Genomic DNA, 21,090 nt, shown 5'->3' with positions numbered 1-21,090 from the left:
CAAGCAAAGAACCCTAATGCCACACTGATCGACATTAGGGTCTTCACGAACTGTTTGTATGCTCAAAGGCTTTTGGAAAAATAAGTCAATGGTTCGCTTGTCATATTTTTGATTTGGCTTTTGCGCTCATTGACCATTTCCACTAACGTATCCAAGAAATTCTCCATGATCACACGACCACCTTTGTACGTATAGCCACCGATTTTCACGGTTTCATCTGGCGACAAAATCACACGGCGTGTGCCAATTTTTTTGAAAAATTCTTCCAGAAAATAATTGGGTAAATAAAAGCTGTTTTGCGCTGCAAACGATTGTAGATAAGCAAAATCATCAATGGTGATATAACAATCATCGAATGCATCAAAACTGACATATGCATCCATCAATATCACCCGTTTTTGCAAAATCTCACTGATTTTTTGATTCAATAAAACAAGTGTTTCGATCTCTTTGACCTTATGTTCTAATAAACGCCGTTTTTTTTCTTTGCGTTCTTCATACCTTATCCGTAAGTTAAAACTGATGATTACTAAGAGAGCGCCTACTAAGACGCCGATAAATCCTGAAATTGCTACTGCCATTCTATTCGACCCTTCCTCTGCTTTTGTTTATTGTACCATAGTTAAAAGAAGCACTAAAAAGATAACGAACTTTTTATTTGACCTTTCTTGACCTAATAGGTATACTATCTCTTAGATATTGCGAAAACTTTATGCTAAACTATATCTATATCGATTTTTAGGAGGACGACGAAAATGAATTTAATTCCTACAGTCATTGAACAATCATCTCGTGGTGAAAGAGCGTACGATATCTATTCTCGTCTATTGAAAGACCGTATCATTATGTTGAGCGGCCAAGTCACTGACGATTTAGCAAACTCGATCATTGCCCAACTACTCTTCTTGGATGCCCAAGATTCTGAGAAAGATATCTATTTGTACATCAATTCTCCTGGCGGGAGCGTAACAGCTGGATTGGCGATTTTTGATACGATGAACTTTATCAAAGCAGATGTCCAAACCATTGTAATGGGGATGGCCGCTTCTATGGGTTCATTCTTATTGACTGCCGGTGAAAAAGGCAAACGTTTTGCCTTGCCAAACGCAGAAATCATGATCCATCAACCTTTAGGGGGCGCACAAGGACAAGCAACTGAAATTGAAATTGCTGCGAAACATATCCTATTGACCCGCGAACGGTTAAACAAAATCTTATCTGAGCGTACTGGTCAACCAATCGAAGTCATTGAAAAAGACACTGACCGTGATAATTTCATGACCGCACAAGAAGCCAAAGATTATGGTTTGATTGATGAAATCATGGAATCAAATAAATTAAAATAAACTGATGTCCTGTCCAGTTATTTGAAGAGTCATCAGCTGCAAGAGACCGTTGTCCATATTTGGGGCAACGGTCTTTTGTCATTTACTATCTATCTCCCAACGCTGCCCACGAAGAGGATTTTCCAATTACACTCCCTCGCCATAAAGACCTGTTTGATATTGAACGCCTAAGTCCACGTAATGCGCAATATTGGCTTTATTCTTGGCAATCTCAGCTTCAGTCAGCGGTCTGATAACTTTTGCCGGTCGGCCAAATGCCAGCACATTGGGTGGGATGATCGTTCCTTGCGTGACCAAAGAGCCCGCTCCAATCAAACTATTTTCACCAATAACAGCATGATTCAAGATGATTGAACTCATGCCGATCAATGCCCCTCTTTCGATCGTGCAGCCATGGAGCATGCATTGATGTCCCACCGTCACATCATCGCCAATGATCGTTGGTGCATCATGATCCACATGGATGATCGTTCCATCTTGAACATTGCTGCGATCGCCAATGGTGATCCAATTGGCATCGGCTCGAATCACAGCTTGAAACCAGACTGTACTTTCTGCACCTAAAGTGACATCTCCAACGATCGTGGCATTATTGGCGATAAAATTTGGTTTACTATTCGTTTGTTTAACGGTTTGACGCTTTGTCTCTTTCTCCATTCATAACACCTCTTCTAAATGAATCGAACATGCGATTTCTTATACTATAACATGATGAGAATAAAAAAGAGCGCCTCTCGGCACTCTTCTATTCTGCTTCTTCTGAAAATTGACTCTGATAAAGTTGGCTATAAAAACCGCCGGCTGCCAAGAGCGTCTCGTGGTTGCCTTTTTCAATGATTGACCCTTGGTCCATCACCAATATCAAATCGGCTTCCCGGATGGTCGATAGACGGTGGGCAATCACAAAGCTGGTACGCCCTTCCATCACTTTATCCATTGCCTTTTGAATCAACGCTTCCAGACGAGTATCCACAGAACTAGTGGCTTCATCAAGAATCAAGATTTTCGGATCTGAAATCACTGCCCGCGCAATCGTAAGCAATTGCTTTTGTCCCAAGGAAACATTGTCCCCTTCTGAATTGATGAACATCTCATATCCATCAGGCATCGTACGAATAAAGTGATCCACATTGGCTGTTTTGGCAGCATCTACAACCTCATAATCGGTTGCATCCAATTTACCAAAGCGGATATTGTCGCCAATCGTGCCTTCATACAACCACGCATCCTGCAAGACCATCCCGAAGAGTGAGCGGACATCATGGCGTGCCATCTGCTTTGTATCGATCCCATCGATTTTGATTGCTCCTTCATTGACATCATAAAAGCGCATCAGCAAATTGATCAAGGTTGTTTTCCCAGCCCCAGTTGGTCCGACAATTGCGACAGTTTGACCGGCTTTGACTTCAAAATTTAAGTCTTTGATCAATGGTTTCTTCGGATCATACGCAAATCCAACATGCTCAAAGGTTACATTGCCATTGACGGTCGCAGGTAAAGGTATATCCGTCTCATTGACTGGTTCTTCTGCTTCATCCAAAATCTCAAACACACGGGTTGCCGCAGCAGAAGCACTCTGCAAGACAGAGGACAATTGGGTGATATTTCCCATAGGCTGACTGACTTGCCAAATGTATTGAATGAAGGCTTGCAATTGCCCCACCACAATGACGCCGCTGATGACATAGAAACTCCCCATGACTGCCATCGCAATATAAGTAAAGTAAGCCGTCATTTGCACAAGTGGCATCATCAATCCGGAAACAAAGGCTGAACGAAAACCGTAGTAACGTAACTGATGATTGACATTTTTGAAACCTTCCAAGGTTTGTTTTTCCCGACCATATACTTTCAACACACTGAAGCCAGTCATGTTTTCTTGGACATAGCCGTTCATATCCCCCAAAGCATTCTGCATGCCTTGAAAATCTTTTTGTGATGTTTTGACGATCGTTCTGGATATAATCAGCGCCAAAGGAATCATGATCAATGAGATCAATGCCATCATTGAATTGATATAAAACATCATTGATACCGCCATAATGATACTTAAAAAAGCATTGACGATCCCGATCATCGCTTGTTGCATCGCGCCACTGACTGCATCCACATCATTGGTGACACGAGAAAGAATATTTCCTTGTTGATTTTTGTCAAAATAAGAAACAGGCAAGCGATTGATTTTTTCATCAATGTCTTGGCGCAGATCTTTCATGGCAGATTGCACCACATTGGTGATCAACAAGCCAGACATTAGCTGCGACACACAATACCCTAAACCCACAACCCCGATCCATATCAGACAGACAATAATGTAGTCAAAATTGACCCCTTGTCCTGCCGTAATGTTGCGGCTGATTTCCGTGGTTGGCAAACCAGAGACATACGGCATCGCCGCATTAAAGCCAACTGTCGCCACTGTAAAAATCAGTACAAGCGCAAAGGTCGCTTTATAGGGCTTTAAATAGTGCCACAAACGTTTTAGTGAAGAGAATGCTTTCATATCGCCAACTCCTCCTCTGATAACTGTGATGCCGCAATATCGTAATACACGGAACAATTTTGCAGTAATTCTTTATGGGTACCCATTCCAACTACATCGCCTTCATTCAAAACAATGATTTTGTCCGCATGCATGATCGTACCCACCCGTTGTGCAACGATCAAGACCGTTGACTCCGTGGTTTCTTTCTTCAATCGTGCCCGTAATTTGGCATCGGTTTGATAATCCAATGCCGAAAAGCTGTCATCAAAAATATAGACATCTGGTCGGCGGATCACCGCACGGGCAATCGCTAAACGTTGTTTTTGTCCGCCAGAGAAATTCGATCCCCCTTCTGCAAGCGCAGCATTGAAACCATCAGGGGTTTTGGCAATGAAATCAGTCGCTTGGGCAATGTCAGCTGCCCGTTCCAAATCAGCTTGTGTCGCATCTTCTTTGCCGTACCGCAGGTTATCTGCAATCGTGCCGGTAAAGAGCAGTGCTTTTTGCGGGATAAAGCCGATTTTGTCTCTTAACGCAGACAATGAATAGTCCCGAACATCGACACCATCTACGAGGACTTGTCCTTGACTGACATCATAAAAACGTGGAATCAATTGGATCAATGTTGACTTTCCGGACCCAGTACTGCCGATGAAAGCCACCGTTTCCCCCGGCGATGCTGTAAAACTGACATCACGGATCACTGGGCTTTGCGCGTGACCAGGATAAGCAAAGGTCACGTTTTTAAACTCAAGAAAACCTTTTGTTTTCGTTTCCGTTACCGGTTGTGCCGGTTCTTTGATTTCAGAAGTCGCATCTAGCGCTTCTTGGATCCGTCGTGCAGAAACAGCTGCCCGCGGATACATCGTAAAGACCGTCGCGAACAACATAAATGAGAACAACGCATGGAATATATATTCGATAAAGGCAATCAAATCACCGACTTGCAATTGTCCTTGATCGATTTGAATACTTCCGGTCCAAATAATCAAGATCATCACGATATTGAATAAGAAGAAAAAGCCCGGTTGTGCAGTTGCCATCAAGCGAAATAAACTGCGAGAGCTTGATGCATAGGCTTGATTGACTTTGCTGAAACGAGATTCCTCAAATTTCTCATTGACGAATGCCCGAATCACGCGTAACCCCGAAAGATTTTCCCGTAAAATACCGTTGATTTTGTCTAAATTGGCTTGTTGTTTTGTTGATAAAGGTTCTGACAGTTTCGCAATCGCCACCACAGCAATCAATAGGATCGGCAACGCCCCTAATACATAAAGACCCAACTGGGTACTTGTCCGCATCACCATATACAAACTGACCACAAACATCATCGGGGTCATCAGACCCGTACGCAAAATACTTTGCATAAACAACATGATTTGATAGGCATCATTGGTCACACGGGTGATCAATGATGAAACACCGATTTTTTCATACTCTGTATGGGAATAACCTTGAACTTTCTCAAAAAGATCATCCCGAATGTCTGCGACGATATTTGTCGTAATTCTTGAAGTAAAGTAGCCAAGCATGATATTCATGGCAATCCCAATCAAAGTGATCACCACCATCGCTGCCCCCATCTTCCAAATGTAGTCGCGATCACCATTCGCCATCCCGACATCGATCATCCGCGCCAACAATGTGGGCAAACCCAACTCAATCAAAATAAATCCGAACACACAGATGAAATTTAGAACCAAAAGTTTCTTATTTCTCATCGTGTAATGCCACATTAATTTCAAATAATTCCCTCCTTTTTTTATCCATTGATTTTACTATAGCATAGGAATATTTCGAATGTAACGGGATTTGTTGCAAAAAGGAGCAACTTCTCATTAAAGGTCTTTCATTTTGTTTCAGTAAGCCTTTTCATGGTGAGCTGATTCTATACTTATTCCTTTTTCTATGCTACACTAGGGATACTTGTAGTGGAACGATTACAAACCCGGTGAATTTATGCGACAACATTCGGAAAGCAAAGACGAGGCTTTCTCTTTTTTCTCACAGTCAATGTCTGAAAAAAGCATGCAGCAGCTCTATGAGCTTTCATTAGGTCACTTTCTTTGGACCTCGATTTTGTGATGCCGCGAATACATCAAGCAAATAAACTACTGCCTAGACGCAGATAAAGGAGAAAAACTATGATTTACAAAATTTATTACCAAGAAACAAAAGACCGCAACCCCAAGAGAGAACAAACACAATCTTTATACATCGAAGCCGATGATGCAGTGATTGCACGTCGCCAAGTTGAACAAAATACCCCATACAACATCGAATTCGTTCAAGAATTGGATGAAAAACATTTGGCTTACGAAAAAGAAAACGCTGATTTTACATTAGCGGAGTTTTAAGATGAAAGTCTCTCTTAAAAACAACGAAACCGGCGTATTTGGTGTCGGTGGACTAGGTGAAATCGGGAAAAACTGTTATGGGGTTCAATTTCAAGACGAAATCATTTTAATTGATGCGGGAATCAAGTTCCCCGAAGATGAATTGCTTGGAATCGACTATGTTATTTCTGATTATAGCTATATTGTCCAAAACTTGCCGAAAGTCAAAGGCTTGATCGTTACCCATGGTCATGAAGACCATATCGGCGGGATCCCTTATTTACTGCGAGAAGCCAATATTCCCATCTATGCTGGACCATTGGCCTTGGCCTTGATCACCAATAAGCTGGATGAACACGGCCTGTTGCGGGATGCTGAATTGCACGAAATCAACGAAGATACGATTATTCGTTTCCGCAAAACATCGATTAGTTTTTTCCGTACGACCCACAGCATCCCTGATGCGTTAGGCGTTGTCGTGAAAACACCTTCTGGGAACATCGTTGCAACTGGTGACTTCAAGTTTGATTTTACACCAGTTGGCGAACCAGCAAATCTGCATAAAATGGCAAAAATCGGCGAAGAAGGCGTTCTCTGCTTGCTTTCAGATAGTACCAATGCAGAAATCCCAACTTTTACCAAATCAGAGAAAACGATTGGTAGTTCGATATTGAAGATTTTCGAAAAAATCGACGGTCGAATCATTTTTGCCAGCTTTGCGTCAAACATTTTCCGTCTGCAACAAGCTGCGGATGCCGCCGTTGCAACGGGGCGCAAAATAGCTGTTTTTGGCCGCAGTATGGAAAATGCGATCGTTAATGGTCAACGATTGGGTTATATCAAAGTACCGGATGGCACATTTGTTGAATCCCATGAGATCAATCGGTTACCTGCGAATGAAACCATGATTTTATGTACCGGATCACAAGGCGAACCAATGGCTGCATTGAGTCGTATCGCCAACGGGACTCACCGTCAGATTCAGGTCCATCCTGATGATACAGTGATTTTTTCTAGTTCGCCGATTCCAGGAAACACCACGAGCGTCAATCAATTGATCAACTTATTGCTTGAAGCTGGTGCCAATGTGATCCACGGCAAACTGAACAATATCCATACCTCTGGTCACGGTGGCCAAGAAGAACAAAAATTGATGCTGCGTTTAATGAAACCTAAATTCTTTATGCCAGTCCACGGTGAATTCCGGATGCTGAACATCCATACCCAACTTGCTCAAGACGTCGGTGTACCAAAAGAAAATTGCTTCATTATGGAAAACGGCGATATGCTGGCATTAACTGCCGACAGCGCTCGACCAGCCGGTCATTTCAATGCCAGCGACGTCTATGTAGACGGCAGCGGTATCGGAGATATTGGCAATGTCGTGTTACGGGACCGTCGTATTTTGTCTGAAGAAGGATTGGTCTTAGCGGTTGCCACAGTCGATATCGCCAAAAAAGATGTCATGGCTGGCCCAGATATCCTCTCTCGCGGATTCGTTTATATGCGGGAATCGGGTGAAATGATCAATGAAGCCCAACAAATCCTGTTCCGCGCTTTAAGAGAAGTCTTGAATCAACCAGATCCAACCGAACACAAATTGCGTGAAGCCATGTCGGCTGCACTGCAACCCTTCTTGTTTGAGAAAACGGAACGTCATCCAATGATCTTATCGATGATCATGTCACCGGATGATTTGAAAGCTTAACAAAAACCCACTTGCCATAAGCAGCAAGTGGGTTTTTTTGTCTGTCAAACATTTAAGAATATGCTTGGTGAATTTCTTTGATTTTTATTGTTTTTACCTCATATGGTTTCAATACGAGTTCGATCGGTGTGTTTTTTTCTGCTTCTATGGGCTCTTCCATCATACTTGTTTCTTGCCAAACGACCTGCCTTTCACCTGTATAGGTCAATACGCACGTACGATCCGCGCCTATATGATCATAACATCTAATGATCCATCCTTCTCCATTTTCCGCTTGCTTGATTGTGTCAACGACGAGACCTTCTTCGGCCTTCAGTTCAAAGGGAATCAAATCAGTATCAGCATTCATCAACGTTAATGGTGCGTTGATCTCCCACGCTTCTTCTACGACTTTTCCCGTTACAAAATCCCCTTTATGCGGAAATAAACTATAGGTGAAACGATGTTTGCCTAGGTCTGCATGAGGATCTGGATAGATTGCACCTTTTAACAACGAAAGACGCATTTGATTTTCTTTGATGTCGTATCCATACTTACAATCATTCATTAATGCGACTCCATAATTGGTTTGTGAAAGATCCGCCCACTGGTGCCCGACAGTTTCAAACTTTGCTGTATCCCAACTCGTATTCCAGTGTGTTGGTCGTTTGACATTTCCATGTTGAATGTCATACGTGGCTTCTGTTGCACGAATATTGACATCAAATTTCACTTTTAATAACTGTTGCCTTTCTTGCCAATCAACTTCCGTTACAAAATCAATCCGTTTCGTGTGTTGATACAACAAGATGTCTTGTTGTATTGTAGACTGACCGAATGTTGCTTGTACGGTGAAAATCGCAAAGATAGGATTATTTTCTTTCAATTGCCAAGTTGATCCTGTGATCTCGGTCATCTTTTCTTGATAAAACAAATCAATATCCCATGCATCAAAATTAATTGGTTTATCTTCAAACAATTGGAAAACATTGCCTTTTCCTAACAATACTTCTTTTTTATTTTCTTTATCGAAAACACGCGTCAACTGACCTGCTTGGTTCCATTCTAAATAGTAATATGTTGTTTCGGCTTTATTATTTTGCAATAAAACTGTCTGTTCACTTGATAGTTTACATTCGTTACCTGCAAAAGAGACAGCATCCAAAGCATCTATTCGATGCACACTATAACAATCCTCGCCCAATTGAACACTGTGCTTGGGTCTAGGTGCTAAAGTAGTTGTTTTGACTAGACTATGTCTTGACCAACCAGCTGTATTCACGAGCGTTAATGGCTGATGCTTTGCTTGCAAATTTTCTTTTAATTCAGCGATTGTTTCCATACATGTTTCAGCATCTTTACGATAGTCACGATAGACTTCAGCAATGGATGAACCTGGAATAATATCATGGAATTGATTCTTCAAAACATTTTTCCATATTTTTTCAAATATTTCATTTGGATAACTGCTTCTTTTAGTCAGTGTTTGGCAGCTATACAATGCTTCAAGTTCTCGCAATTGAATTTCAAAATAGCGATTCATCATTTTGATATATGCTTGAGATGTATAGGTCCCACGATGATATTCTAAATACAATTCGCCATCCCACTTAGGTAAATAAGCTGCTTGTTCATTAACTGTTTCATGCAATTGGTCGAAGTAAACATCCGCTCTGCCAGTATTGATTTGTGGTAAGCCGGGGATCTTTGCCATCTGTCTTCTATTTTCCAACATTTCTCTAGTCACACCACCACCGCCATCTCCGTGTCCATAAGACAACAATAGCTGCTGATTCAAGGCTTTGTTTTGGTATCCACGGTATATACCCAGCACCGTTTCAGGTGTCAACGTACCATTGTAAGTATAGAACCAGTTAGATTTTTCGGTCCAACTTCTTCCTCCCGGAACAGGTGTAGTAATAAAATGGGTCAATATTTCTGAACCATCCATCCCTTTCCACAAAAAGGTATCGTTAGGCATTCGATTGTATTGATTCCAGCTGATTTTTGTTGTCATAAATGTCTTGATGCCGCTTTTTTTAAGGATCTGAGGTAACGCCCATGAATAACCAAAGACGTCAGGTAACCATAAATAGGAACTTTCATGCCCAAACTCTTCCTTGATAAATTTCTTGCCATATAAAATTTGCCGAACCAAAGACTCGCCACTTGGAATGTTACAATCCGCTTCGACCCACATGGCCCCTTCAACTTCCCAACGACCTTCCATTGCTCTTTCCTTGATTTGACGATAGATGTCAGGAGCGTCCTCTTTTATGAATTGATATAATTGCGGCTGAGATTGTAAAAAGACATATTCTGGATATTCTTTCATCAATTTCAAGACTGTCGAAAAACTGCGTATTACTTTTTCTCTGGTATGTTTCAGTCTCCAGAGCCAAGCCAGATCAATATGGGTATGGCCTACCGCTGTTACGGTGACAAGTTCATTTTTTGGTAATTTTTCAAGTTGTACACCCAAGTATTGATTGGCGCACACAATACTTTCATAAAAGGACTCATCGCCTTTCACGCGCCAATCAACCAGCTGCCAAGCTTCCGTCAGAAGCCTCAAAAGACGGTATTTATAGGCATGATCTTCAGTCAATTGACTTACTGTTTCGAGAATCATCTGAGACATAGCATAAAATGCATTTGCATCTGAATCTAATTTCCCTATAAAGGCTTGATTGAATGTGTGTGTTAGTTGACGTTTCTCACCCCCACCTTCTAAACCAGACCATAACTTAAGATTCAAAGTAAGTGTCTTGCCAATTTCCGATGGTTGAAAGATATATTCTTGGTGATTCGAATCAATTCCTTGAACGGGTACACCATCAACATATAATAGTGCCTCGAAACCTGAGTTACCACCACCGCCAGTTTTTCCGAAATCGAAATAGCAGATATTATCGCTGTTAGAAACATCAACTGTTGCCTGCAGCCATAAATAACGATCGCGACCTTTCCAACTATCGCCCAACCGAAAAAACTGTGTATCAACAAAAGATTGGGGCGGATCTGTTTCTTCTTTCGACATATCTTCTTGTATCTGCCATATATCGAGATCTCGTTTATTTCGAAATCGTAATGTTGCTAATTCATGGATACGACGTTGGAGCTTTTCTTCTTGTAAAAACATATTCATTGAATGTTCTCCTTTATGGGATTTTCTCAGCATAGTTACGCGCGTTTTGTCGCAATTATGCTGCAATCACTCCGTCATGAACCGTTCATATTGTTGGCGGCGAATCTCTAATAAGCGTTGCGCTCCAACACGGTCAAGTTGTTGGACATAGTCATCCCAATCATTATCCAAGTCCCACTCTCCTGTCACAAATTTCACCCGTGACTGTTCGACATATGTTGAAATATCTGTCGAAATCGTCGCCATTTCTGCGGCTTCTGCCTCCGTCGCCATAAAATTAGGCAGCATGTATTTCGGCATATATTCATCTTTTACGTCATCATAAACAGCTGGTTCTTTGCCAAAAGCAATATCGCGTATCTCTTGATCCAATTCTGCATATGGGAAATAGCCGCCATACACATTATCAACCCATTGGAACGCGCCTAATTGTGGCCCATTCTTATAATTCAGAATGTCTTCGACATAGACCATATTGCCCTCTTCATCCACTTCATACGTGACGCCTTCTTCACCTAGATAGGCAAAAATTTGCCCCTCAGGACTATAGAAATAATCCACCCATTCTAATAATAATGCAGGGTCCGGTGCATCTTTCGTAATAATGAAGGACGCGCTTCCCGCAACTGGCGGCTCTGTAAACAATGTCTTATCTCCGTAGGGGCCTTCGATCACATTAATAGGCGTGTACGTTTCTGGACCAAAAGGACCAATATAATCAGGATCGACCCATTGGAACAAACCAACTTTATCTTGCGCCGCATCTGCACGCCATTTATCATCGTCCACACCAGCAAAAGATTGTTTTGCTACTAAGCCATCAGCATATAGCTCTCGTAAATACAGCCAGACTTCTTTCATCCGTTCATGATTGATCGTTAATTGCAGCTCATCATTGTCATCAACAAACAGCATATTTCCCATAGCTTGACGGCCACCTGTGCCTAGTCCATATGAGGCCATGATCATTTTTTCTAGTCCGCTGGCTATCTGTCCGCTTGGCATATAATATCCTTCTCGATCATCATCGCTGGCAACAAACGCAGCCAACACAGATTTTAATTCATCTGTGGTTCTTGGGACATCTAATGACAGTTCATCCAGCCAATTTTGATTGATATATAAGCGAACTGTTCTCCCGCCACTCATCGGATCCAATGACATATAAGGCAAGGAATAGATGTGTCCATCCGGTGCTGTGAGTGTTTTCTTGACCACAGGATGTTCATCAAATATTTTCTGCAGATTCGGGGCATGTTCAGCAATCAAATCTTCTAAAGGGATGAACAGCCCTTGCTGCCCATATTTCACAATCTCATCCGTGCTCCATCCGGTTTGATAAAAAGCGTCTGGAAGCTCTCCTGAAAGAATCAAATTTTTCTTTTCACCAAATTCTTTCACTTCATCCCACTCAACTTTAACACCTGACATCTTCTCGTATTCTTGCCACATCCATAAGTCTTCACTTTTTGGTCGAACATCTGTAAAATCACTTCTCATTAAACGAATCGTTTTCGTTTGATTCTCTTCTGCATCTGCTTCAGGGGTATCCTCAGAGGAAGATTGACAAGCCGTAAAGAACAATAAGAATGGGAATAAACATAATAAGTATTTCTTTTTCATCGTTTCAACTCCTTTTATGCCACGTGCAACGAGCAACTGTTTCAAAAAAAGACACCGTTCATTTTGACAAACTTCTTTAAAAACAAACGACTAATACAATAAGCAGGTAATCCAATCCCTAAACATATCCCTAGTAATGGATAGGAACGATACACAAAACCAACCATACCGATCATCATCAAGCTGGCAACAGTTTGAAGCGGACAAATAAAGATAAACGCCAGCGGTTGGATGATCATTTTTGATTTAGATAATGTGAAATACGCATGAACTGGAAAGAAAACAATTGAAAGCAGCAAGAATAAGAACAAATTGCTTCGCACCGCAAACTCGAATGGAAATGGCGGCGAAGCATACGTACCCATCAGGGTGTATAAAAACAAGATCGTTCCAATGAGTAGAAACGAGATACAGGATACATTTTTATACCTTGGTTTGTTGACTCGATAATAGGTTTTATAAACCTGTGATACAGTTGTTTCGTCATGTTCTAAAATCAGTTTGCGCAAGCAGTCATAAACCGTAACTGTCGCAGGAATCAAACTAAAGAATAAGCCCCCAAATAAGGTGTAACGTAACCACAACATATTTATACAAATCAAATAATATATCCATTCGCATAATGCAAAGAACCTATTTGTCATCTACTACTCCTTTCAACGTACTAGACATTTACCCTTTGATCGAACCAACTAAAATTCCTTTTTCGAAGTACTTAGCCACTACTGGATAGAATAGTAGAACTGGTAAACTAGATACGATCACCACACTATATTTTAATGTCATTTTCAACATCAACAATTCTGATTCTGCACTACCAGCAATGATTTGATTCATATCTTGTCCAAATTGACCCTGTACCAAAATTTCTCTTAGTATAATTTGCAATGGATACTTCGCACGGTCTTGTAAATAGATTAAAGCATCAAAGTATGCATTCCATCTACCAACACCATAAAACATCGCCATCACAGCGATAATCGGCGTTGCTAAAGGCAAAACTACTTTCCAAAGCAGCCACAAATCATTCGCTCCGTCAATATAAGCGCTTTCAATCAAGTCATTAGGAATATTCTGACTAAAGTATGTGCGCATCAAAATCATGTTATAGACACCTAGCGCCCCCGGCAATATCATGACCCAAATGGTGTTCACGATACCCAATTGTTGATTGACTAAATAAGTTGGAATCAATCCGCCACTAAAGAACATCGTCACCGTGAAGAATAAGGTGATGAACTTCTTCCCCCTCAATCCAGGGCGTGATAAGGGATAAGCGGCCACAGTCGTAACAGTCAAATTAATGATTGTGCCTAAACCTGTATAAATCACTGCATTTTTGAATCCTGTCCATATGTCGGTACTCTTCAGTACTTCTTTATATCCTTCTACATTAAATCCTCTTGGATACAACAACAGCGGGACTTCATATATTCGTGTTGGATCACTGAAAGAAGCATTGACGACAAATACAAGAGGATACAAAATAATCAAAGAAATCATTATCACTATAGTAATATTCAAGATATCAAATAGTTTGTCGGCTTTTGATGTTGCTTGTTTCATCTCTTCTCCTCCTACCACAAACTAGATTCACTGGTCTTTTGGGCAATTTTATTCACCGTAAATAGTACAATAAAATTAATCACATTGTTAAACAAACCAACAGCCGCGGAAAAACTATACTCACCATTAATAATCCCCATTTTGTAGGTATAGGTTGAAAGTACTTCCGATGTCGCAAGGTTGGCAGCATTTTGTAAAAGAAACGTTTTCTCGAAGCCTACAGAAAGAATACTGCCAGTGGCTAAAATCGTGGAGATAACAATGGTGGGCATAATTGAAGGAATCGTAATATTGCGTATACATTGAAATCTAGATGCGCCATCCAAGTAAGCGGCTTCATATTGATCTGGAGAAATGCCTGACATCGCAGCTGTATAAATCAATGTTCCCCAACCTACTCCTTGCCATACACCAGACCAGACATAAATATGCGGAAACCATTTTGGACTGCCTAAAAAGTCGATAGATTGAAAGCCCAGTGTATTCAACAACGTATTGACCATTCCATCTTGTGTTGAAAAGAAGAATTGGACCATCCCGATCACAACCACAACAGAAATAAAATTGGGAATATAAGAGATTGTTTGTACACTGCTTTTAAACCATTTCCGATTCAATTCATTAAAAAGCAATGCCAGGATGATTGGTAACGGAACACCTACCAACAAACTATACAGACTCAACCGCAATGTATTCACAATAATGTCTACAAAGAAATAGGAGGCAAAGAAACGTTCAAAATGTTTAATCCCTGCCCAAGGACTACCCAAAATACCGAATGCTGGTGAATAATCTTTGAATGCAATGACGACACCATACATTGGCCAATAATTCCAAATCAGCACAAAAATAATTGGGATAATCAACATGACATATAACCACTTATGTTTTTTGATATCCCTCAATAAAATAGAAAAATAGGGTTTCGTATCTTTGCTTTTGGGTGGTCGTATTTGCTTATTTTTGTTTAAAGCTTGTGTCCTCAACTAAATATCCCCTCCTTGTTCATGTTGATGATTTAACCCTTCACATGGTGTCTTTTCGTTACATTCCTTTGTATAAAAACAGGTCCATTCAAAATGCAAGGCATGACCGATTTTCTGTGCCACATCGACACTAGGTCGACGCTTGCCTCGTTCGATCATATTATAATAAGAACGTTCAATATCAGCCTTATTCGCAGCTTGCTCTTGTGTATACCCCCTCTCTTCTCTTATTTTTATTAACCATTCCCTCATGATTTTACTCCCTTCTACAAAGTAACGATACGACACAATATTAATTATAGGTAACCAATCGTTACTTGTCAACGTGAATAAAGTAACAAAAAGCAACCAGCGTTCAGCTTTTTTTCTTCGTAACGCTATGTTACTATCACGATGAAAGCAGGTGTCATTATGTTTCCTCATGTCATTAAAGAATTACGCTTAAAAAATAATTTTACTCAGCAAGAAATAGCCCATCAGATCGGTATCACACGGCCCGCATACACAGCATACGAATTGGGTAAACGAGAGCCGGATTTCCGCACGCTGCAAGCATTAGCTGATTTGTTTGGTGTGACTACGGACTTTCTTCTAGGAAGAACATCGCAAATAACCTATTCATCTGATTATCAACGTACGCTTGTGGATGCTGCACATGATTCATCTCTAGATGAAGATGATCTGAAAGAAATATTGTCATTTATCGCCTACATCAAAAGCAAAGCAATCAAAAAAAAGACCATCGACTAGATGGTCTTTTGGGCTTTTGATATCGATTGTACGCAAAAGCAGTGCTAAACAAGTCTTATGCTTTGTTTACGTTTACTGCTTGAGGTCCGCGGTCTGAATCTTCAACGTCGAAAGTCACTGCTTGACCTTCTTCTAATGTTTTGAATCCTTCACCTTGGATAGCTGAGAAATGTACAAATACATCTGTACCGTCTTCGCGAGAGATAAAACCAAACCCTTTTTCAGCATTAAACCATTTTACTGTACCTTGTTCCATTAAAAAAACCTCCTCGTGCATCAGCACTTAATTGTGTGTAACGTTGCTTTTGTGCGATAGAGGTGTCCCTTACGTTTCAACATCTATACTGCAAACAAAATTACAATAATATTTTACACTTGAAGATATTTTTTTGCAAGACAGAAGATTAATTCTTTCTCGCTGATTTTTAATCATTTTTAGATATTTCATGATTTTTTAAAGCAACGCTGCCGTATGACAAGTCGTTTGCCATATTTGCCGATCACCAAGAGCCAAAGAAACAATACAACACATAGAACAGCCAGAAAGCCGCGAGGTGTGGGATAAGCAATGGTCATCTGATTCATTCCTGCATTTTCTATCACTATAGGGGCACCGATGGTTGTTAATTGTAATGACTCACCTTCGAGAGGTGCACCATTCAAATGTACGATTGTCCGATCATAAATGATCAAAGGCAGTTGTCTTTGTCGTCCCTCTTGCCCCTGCCAACGCAAGATCAGCTGATTGCCTTGCACTACTTTGTCAAAATCTGCATTTGGGAGAATCATTTGTTCTGTATAGGCTTCATACTTATTGGCATCATCTTCCCTATAAATCGGCACATAATCCGGCGTCCCTTTTTGAAGCAGCAGCAAAGCCGCTTGTTTGTCAGTGGAATGGAAGGCTTCTTTGGTGCGTTGGATGTCTTCTGAAAAATGGGTTGTATGTTTTCTTGTTTGAAAAGGCGCTTCTGATTGGTGCCAACGTAAATTTGCTTCCGTATTCATCAGCAAACACTGCCCCACCGCACAAACGATCACCAAGAGATGCCAATATCGGTGCGTAACCTTTTCCTGCCAGCGCTTCGCTAAATAAACCATCATCAACGTCGTCGCCGGGATAAAGAAACGAAACGGAAACTGGATCAGCTCGGCGAGGAAGAAATGATTCTCAACCAAGAATCGCCAAGGTACAATGTTGGTACTGAGCAACACAAAAAACGAAAACGGCAGAAACAACATGCGCCTATCAAAGGATAACCGTCGAAAAGACAGCACCCCTTCTCCAATCATAAAGAATACCCCGGCAATCAAAATCGTTGGTGTCATTATCCAGTAGGTACTATTGTAGGTGATTGTACTACGATACATATTGCGATTGATGAAGGGCGGCAACAATGTATTTCCTTGATAAATCAGCAGCATAGTCAGCCAAATATTTGCAGTCAAAAATAGAAATACAACGATCGATTGTACAATCTTCCAGCACAAGGACCAGTCCACTCGCTTCTTTTGCCAAAGAATCCCAATCAATCCGAATGCATAAATCAGACCCACAAACAAAGCAGTCATCAGATGGACTTGAACAGCTAAAGCCACACTGATCCCCACTTTGAAAGGGTCAAACTTTTTTGTCTGCATCCATTGCATATATGGAATCAAGCAAAGGGGCAAGATCGCTGCACCCCAACTAGAAAATCCCTGTCGCATCATCCAGTATTGAATCGCATAGGTCGTCAGATAGACCACACTGAACAAACATGACGTTGCTGGTCGTATCCTGCAAGCACAAAGTAGTCCATACATTGAATAGCCTGCCAGAACATACAACAAAAAATTGGCACTGACTTGATAGAAGAACCAATTGGGACTCAGCACAACCAACCCACCATGGAGATACGCGATGATTGGGCCATAGAGTGCATTGACGATCCGCCCACTCTGCTGAAAACCGTAAAAACTGACAAAGTATTGCATATTCCCTTCCTTGATTTGCATCGCTGTATCATAAAAACGATTAAAGTGAAACAATGAATCCGATGAAATCACTAAGCTGCCTAAGACGATCTGCGGCAAAACCAAAACTACTGCGCACCCTAACAAGGCCAATACATAGCCGATATTCTGACTTTTTTTCCAAAACTGCATCCATTATCCTACTTTCTACATCCCATAAGATAATTTATACAATAGCATATTTTTGTCTAAATAAAAGAATTATTTTATATAAAAAGATTATTTTAGACAAAATTATAAAACAACCCTACTTACTCCTCCCATAACCCTTCTTCCTGTCTCTTATACACATCTAGATGTGTATAAGAGACAGTACTTACTCCTCCCATAACCCTTCTTCTCGCAAACTCACGTATGCATTGTCGCCTATAATCAAGTGATCGAGTAAATCAATGCCCATGATCTCACCACACTTCATCAAGCGTCGTGTAAAGGCCAAATCGGCCTCGCTGGGTTGCGGACTACCACTGGGATGGTTATGGACCGCAATCACCCGGGCGGCGCTGCAACGAACTGCACCATGAAAAATTTCTCGCGGATGTGCAATCGATTGATTCAGCGAGCCAATAAACAAGGTCTTTTTCTGAATGATCTCATTCTTGGTGTTGAGGTACAAACAAAGTAAGTGTTCTTGCCGATAGTCTTTCAGTTCTTGCATCATATGTTTCGCAATATCCATACTGGAATTGACTTTGCCATATTTCGGTTGTCCGGCTCGCTGGATCCGACCGCCCAATTCGATCATCGCTTTGATCTCAATTGCTTTGATCTGTCCAACACCGCGAATTTCCTGCAGCTCGTCCAGTGTGACTTGCTTGAGTTCATAAATATTCTCAAAACGGTTCAAAATAACCCCTGCCAATTCCAAGACATTCAACGGATGTGCACCGGTACGCAATACGATCGCCAATAATTCTTGATTTGATAATGCATCCACCCCATAATGCAGCATCCGTTCGCGAGGAAACGAGCTTTGGGGAATAATTGTTTTCGTCATCAAAAAAACTCCTTTGCCATATTCTATAATAGAAATACGCAAAAGAGTTTCAGTTGATTGGATGTATCCATTATTTATATTGTGTAGGCTTCTGAAAGAAACGCTGGCACATCTGTCAAAGCAGGCAAGATAGCCAATACTTTCTCTTCAATGATCGTTGTTGGGGCAATCAAATCAGGTATCATGATGACAGAGATCCCTGCACTATGGGCTGCATGAATGCCATTGGCGGAATCTTCTAAAATAACCAAGGAGGCTTTCGGAACGCCAAGGATCTGTTGGGCTTTCTCAAAGATTTCCGGATCTGGCTTCGCTTTAGCCACATCATCAAAACAGACGATTTCAGGAAATGCTGCCGTTAAATCAGCCGCTGCCAACAAGGTATCAATGACAGCCCGTTGATTGCTTGACGCTAAGATACGTGGAATCTGCTGCTCATCTAAGAAGCGTAATAGCGTGTGCACGCCGGGTTTGAGTTCGGCAGCGCCTTGTTGGAACAAGGTCACTGTTCGATCAAATGCGGCTTGGATAAAACACGCCACTGTATCATGACCGAAATCAGGATCAAATCGTTCATGATAGGCCGCCCATACTTCTTCGTCTGAGACACCAACATACGCCAAATATAATTCTTTGCTGTAGGGAATACCCATCTCATCGGCAACCTCTTGTGTGGCCTGATAATACAACAACTCTGTATCGAACAACAAACCATCCATATCGAAAATCACACCTTGCAACTTAGCCATTGTTTCCTCCTAATGATCGTAATAATTCTCGTACTTCTGAAACAAAATATAATGAACCTGTGACTAGCAGTAAATCATCGCTGGTCATTTTTTCTAATAACTCTGCCAACCCAAACTGCCAGAGTGAGACGGTTGAAATTCTTTTCGGATCGATATCCTGATAGCCCGCAGCTAAGTTAACAGCTTTAGGAAAATCAAAGGTCGTCATATAAATCTCAGCTTGGGGAATCTGCAGCAGTTGATCTAACATATCGGAAATATTTTTGGTTTCTAGTGCCGAAAAAAGAATATGGATACGATACGCACTGAATTCTTCCTTCATTGTGTCCACTAGACGTGTCATGGCATGGGTATTATGCGCACCGTCCAATATCACCAATGGTTCTTGGCTCAACCTCTCCATTCGCGCTGGCCAATGGGCATTTTTTACGCCATTGCGGACATTTTTGGTTGTGAAAGGCAACTGTTGCAGCTCACAATATAATGCATACAATTGGATAGCCACACCGGCATTTTCTGGTTGATGGCGGCCAAGCATAGGGGTCACTAAGCTTTTGATTTTGCCCTGTACATTGTCAAAATCGAAGACCTCGCCCCACGTAGCATCGGGATGACGGTAATTGACGTTGTAGTCTTCACCCAAATGATAGGTTGCAGCAGCATTTTCTTTGGCTTTGGCATCGATCACTGATAGCGCCGGCTCAGAGATATTGCCTGTAACCAATGGGATACCCGGCTTGATGATCCCCGCTTTATGGGCAGCAATCGCTTCGACCGTATCCCCAAGGACATCCATATGATCCATGCCAATCGTGGTGATTGCTGTCAGGATTGGTGCGATGACGTTGGTACTATCCAACAAACCGCCAAGGCCTACTTCGATCAAGGCAACATCGACTGTCTGCTCAGCAAAATAGCCTAATGCCATGGCCGTAATGATTTCAAATTGTGTGATGCCCGTCACGTCTTCTTCTTGGTCCATTTGTGCTACCAATGGTTGCAGGCGCGCGACCCACCCAACCAAATCCTCATCGGAAATAAACTGCCCATTGATTTCAATCCGCTCATTAAAGGACTCGATATGGGGGGAAGTAAATGTCCCCACCCGCAAACCGCTCTCTTCTAATAAACTACGCAAATAACTGACGGTCGATCCTTTGCCATTGGTCCCGGCGATATGGATCATGGTTACTTCTTTTTCTGGATTGCCTAATCGCTTCAATAACGCCTCGACACGGCGTAATCCGGGTCTAACGCCAAACGTTAAACGACCATGGATCCATGCAATTGCTTCTTCGCTTGTCATCTCGTTCACCTCGCTTTTATTTTAACAAAAAAAACGCTGCTTTCCTAATTTCTATTCCCTCAAGACGCCCCTTTACAGAAAAAAAGGAACAG

Annotated in this window: 19 protein-coding genes; 4 read left to right on the top strand and 15 right to left on the bottom strand. The window is 41.5% G+C overall.

Translation table 11 applies throughout. From position 1 onward, the window contains the following. Positions 1 to 62: 62 nt before the first annotated feature. Positions 63 to 581: a hypothetical protein gene (locus tag A5886_RS03190; RefSeq protein WP_086273604.1), complete on the bottom strand. Its 519-nt coding sequence runs from the start codon at positions 579 to 581 to the stop codon at positions 63 to 65. Between the two features lie 174 nt (positions 582 to 755). Here A5886_RS03190 and clpP point away from each other — a divergent pair, with 174 nt between their 5' ends. Continuing rightward, the gene (gene clpP, locus A5886_RS03185) at positions 756 to 1,346 is read left to right on the top strand and encodes an ATP-dependent Clp endopeptidase proteolytic subunit ClpP (protein ID WP_054117159.1); all 591 of its coding nucleotides are present in this window, start codon (positions 756 to 758) and stop codon (positions 1,344 to 1,346) included. 126 nt (positions 1,347 to 1,472) lie between these two features. Here the strand turns inward: clpP and A5886_RS03180 are convergent, their stop codons facing one another. From A5886_RS03180 to A5886_RS03170, 3 genes are all read right to left on the bottom strand, one after another. Beyond that, on the bottom strand, positions 1,473 to 2,003 hold the full coding sequence (locus A5886_RS03180) for a gamma carbonic anhydrase family protein (RefSeq protein WP_086273603.1): 531 nt from the start codon (positions 2,001 to 2,003) through the stop codon (positions 1,473 to 1,475). Between the two features lie 88 nt (positions 2,004 to 2,091). Continuing rightward, positions 2,092 to 3,849 carry an ABC transporter ATP-binding protein gene (locus tag A5886_RS03175; RefSeq protein WP_086273602.1) on the bottom strand — a complete coding sequence of 586 codons (1,758 nt, stop codon included), beginning with the start codon at positions 3,847 to 3,849 and terminating at the stop codon, positions 2,092 to 2,094. After that, on the bottom strand, positions 3,846 to 5,579 hold the full coding sequence (locus tag A5886_RS03170; RefSeq protein WP_086273601.1) for an ABC transporter ATP-binding protein: 1,734 nt from the start codon (positions 5,577 to 5,579) through the stop codon (positions 3,846 to 3,848). The genes A5886_RS03175 and A5886_RS03170 overlap by 4 nt, the downstream gene beginning before the upstream one ends. 399 nt (positions 5,580 to 5,978) lie before the next feature. Here A5886_RS03170 and A5886_RS03165 point away from each other — a divergent pair, with 399 nt between their 5' ends. Further along, on the top strand, positions 5,979 to 6,191 hold the full coding sequence (locus A5886_RS03165; protein WP_086273600.1) for a DNA-directed RNA polymerase subunit epsilon: 213 nt from the start codon (positions 5,979 to 5,981) through the stop codon (positions 6,189 to 6,191). A gap of 1 nt (position 6,192) precedes the next feature. After that, complete coding sequence (rnjA, locus tag A5886_RS03160) at positions 6,193 to 7,878, top strand: ribonuclease J1 (protein ID WP_086273599.1); 1,686 nt, start codon at positions 6,193 to 6,195, stop codon at positions 7,876 to 7,878. A gap of 52 nt (positions 7,879 to 7,930) precedes the next feature. On the opposite strand, the gene A5886_RS03155 is transcribed toward rnjA, so the two are convergent. From A5886_RS03155 to A5886_RS03130, 6 genes are all read right to left on the bottom strand, one after another. Then, complete coding sequence (locus tag A5886_RS03155; protein ID WP_086273598.1) at positions 7,931 to 11,005, bottom strand: alpha-mannosidase; 3,075 nt, start codon at positions 11,003 to 11,005, stop codon at positions 7,931 to 7,933. A 66-nt stretch (positions 11,006 to 11,071) separates the two neighbouring features. Further along, positions 11,072 to 12,628: an extracellular solute-binding protein gene (locus A5886_RS03150; RefSeq protein ID WP_086273597.1), complete on the bottom strand. Its 1,557-nt coding sequence runs from the start codon at positions 12,626 to 12,628 to the stop codon at positions 11,072 to 11,074. Positions 12,629 to 12,669: 41 nt separating this feature from the next. Continuing rightward, a complete protein-coding gene (locus tag A5886_RS03145) occupies positions 12,670 to 13,272 on the bottom strand; it encodes a DUF624 domain-containing protein (RefSeq protein WP_086273596.1) in 603 nt (200 codons plus the stop codon). A gap of 28 nt (positions 13,273 to 13,300) precedes the next feature. Then, positions 13,301 to 14,194, bottom strand: coding sequence for a carbohydrate ABC transporter permease (locus A5886_RS03140; protein WP_086273595.1), 894 nt, complete (start codon positions 14,192 to 14,194; stop codon positions 13,301 to 13,303). A gap of 11 nt (positions 14,195 to 14,205) precedes the next feature. Beyond that, positions 14,206 to 15,147 (bottom strand): ABC transporter permease, encoded by a 942-nt coding sequence (locus A5886_RS03135; RefSeq protein WP_086275969.1) that lies wholly within the window; start codon positions 15,145 to 15,147, stop codon positions 14,206 to 14,208. 33 nt (positions 15,148 to 15,180) lie between these two features. Further along, on the bottom strand, positions 15,181 to 15,432 hold the full coding sequence (locus A5886_RS03130; RefSeq protein WP_086273594.1) for a helix-turn-helix transcriptional regulator: 252 nt from the start codon (positions 15,430 to 15,432) through the stop codon (positions 15,181 to 15,183). A gap of 159 nt (positions 15,433 to 15,591) precedes the next feature. Between A5886_RS03130 and A5886_RS03125 the strand changes: the two genes are divergently transcribed. Then, positions 15,592 to 15,930: a helix-turn-helix domain-containing protein gene (locus A5886_RS03125; RefSeq protein ID WP_086273593.1), complete on the top strand. Its 339-nt coding sequence runs from the start codon at positions 15,592 to 15,594 to the stop codon at positions 15,928 to 15,930. A gap of 55 nt (positions 15,931 to 15,985) precedes the next feature. On the opposite strand, the gene A5886_RS03120 is transcribed toward A5886_RS03125, so the two are convergent. From A5886_RS03120 to A5886_RS03100, 5 genes are all read right to left on the bottom strand, one after another. Continuing rightward, the gene (locus A5886_RS03120) at positions 15,986 to 16,186 is read right to left on the bottom strand and encodes a cold-shock protein (RefSeq protein ID WP_005225155.1); all 201 of its coding nucleotides are present in this window, start codon (positions 16,184 to 16,186) and stop codon (positions 15,986 to 15,988) included. Between the two features lie 188 nt (positions 16,187 to 16,374). Beyond that, entirely contained in the window at positions 16,375 to 18,078 is a 1,704-nt protein-coding gene (locus A5886_RS03115) for a putative glycosyltransferase family protein (protein ID WP_086273592.1), read from the bottom strand. 184 nt (positions 18,079 to 18,262) lie between these two features. Continuing rightward, the gene (gene radC / locus A5886_RS03110; RefSeq protein WP_086273591.1) at positions 18,263 to 18,943 is read right to left on the bottom strand and encodes a RadC family protein; all 681 of its coding nucleotides are present in this window, start codon (positions 18,941 to 18,943) and stop codon (positions 18,263 to 18,265) included. Between the two features lie 74 nt (positions 18,944 to 19,017). After that, complete coding sequence (locus tag A5886_RS03105) at positions 19,018 to 19,692, bottom strand: HAD family hydrolase (RefSeq protein WP_086273590.1); 675 nt, start codon at positions 19,690 to 19,692, stop codon at positions 19,018 to 19,020. Continuing rightward, positions 19,685 to 20,998: a bifunctional folylpolyglutamate synthase/dihydrofolate synthase gene (locus tag A5886_RS03100; protein WP_086273589.1), complete on the bottom strand. Its 1,314-nt coding sequence runs from the start codon at positions 20,996 to 20,998 to the stop codon at positions 19,685 to 19,687. Before A5886_RS03100 ends, A5886_RS03105 begins: the two co-directional genes overlap by 8 nt. Between the last annotated feature and the right edge of the window lie 92 nt (positions 20,999 to 21,090).

Source organism: Candidatus Enterococcus testudinis, from assembly GCF_002140915.1.
In the GTDB taxonomy this organism is placed as follows: domain Bacteria; phylum Bacillota; class Bacilli; order Lactobacillales; family Enterococcaceae; genus Enterococcus_D; species Enterococcus_D testudinis.
Note: the sequence above shows the minus strand (reverse complement) of the source record. Positions and strands in the feature narration are given on the sequence as shown.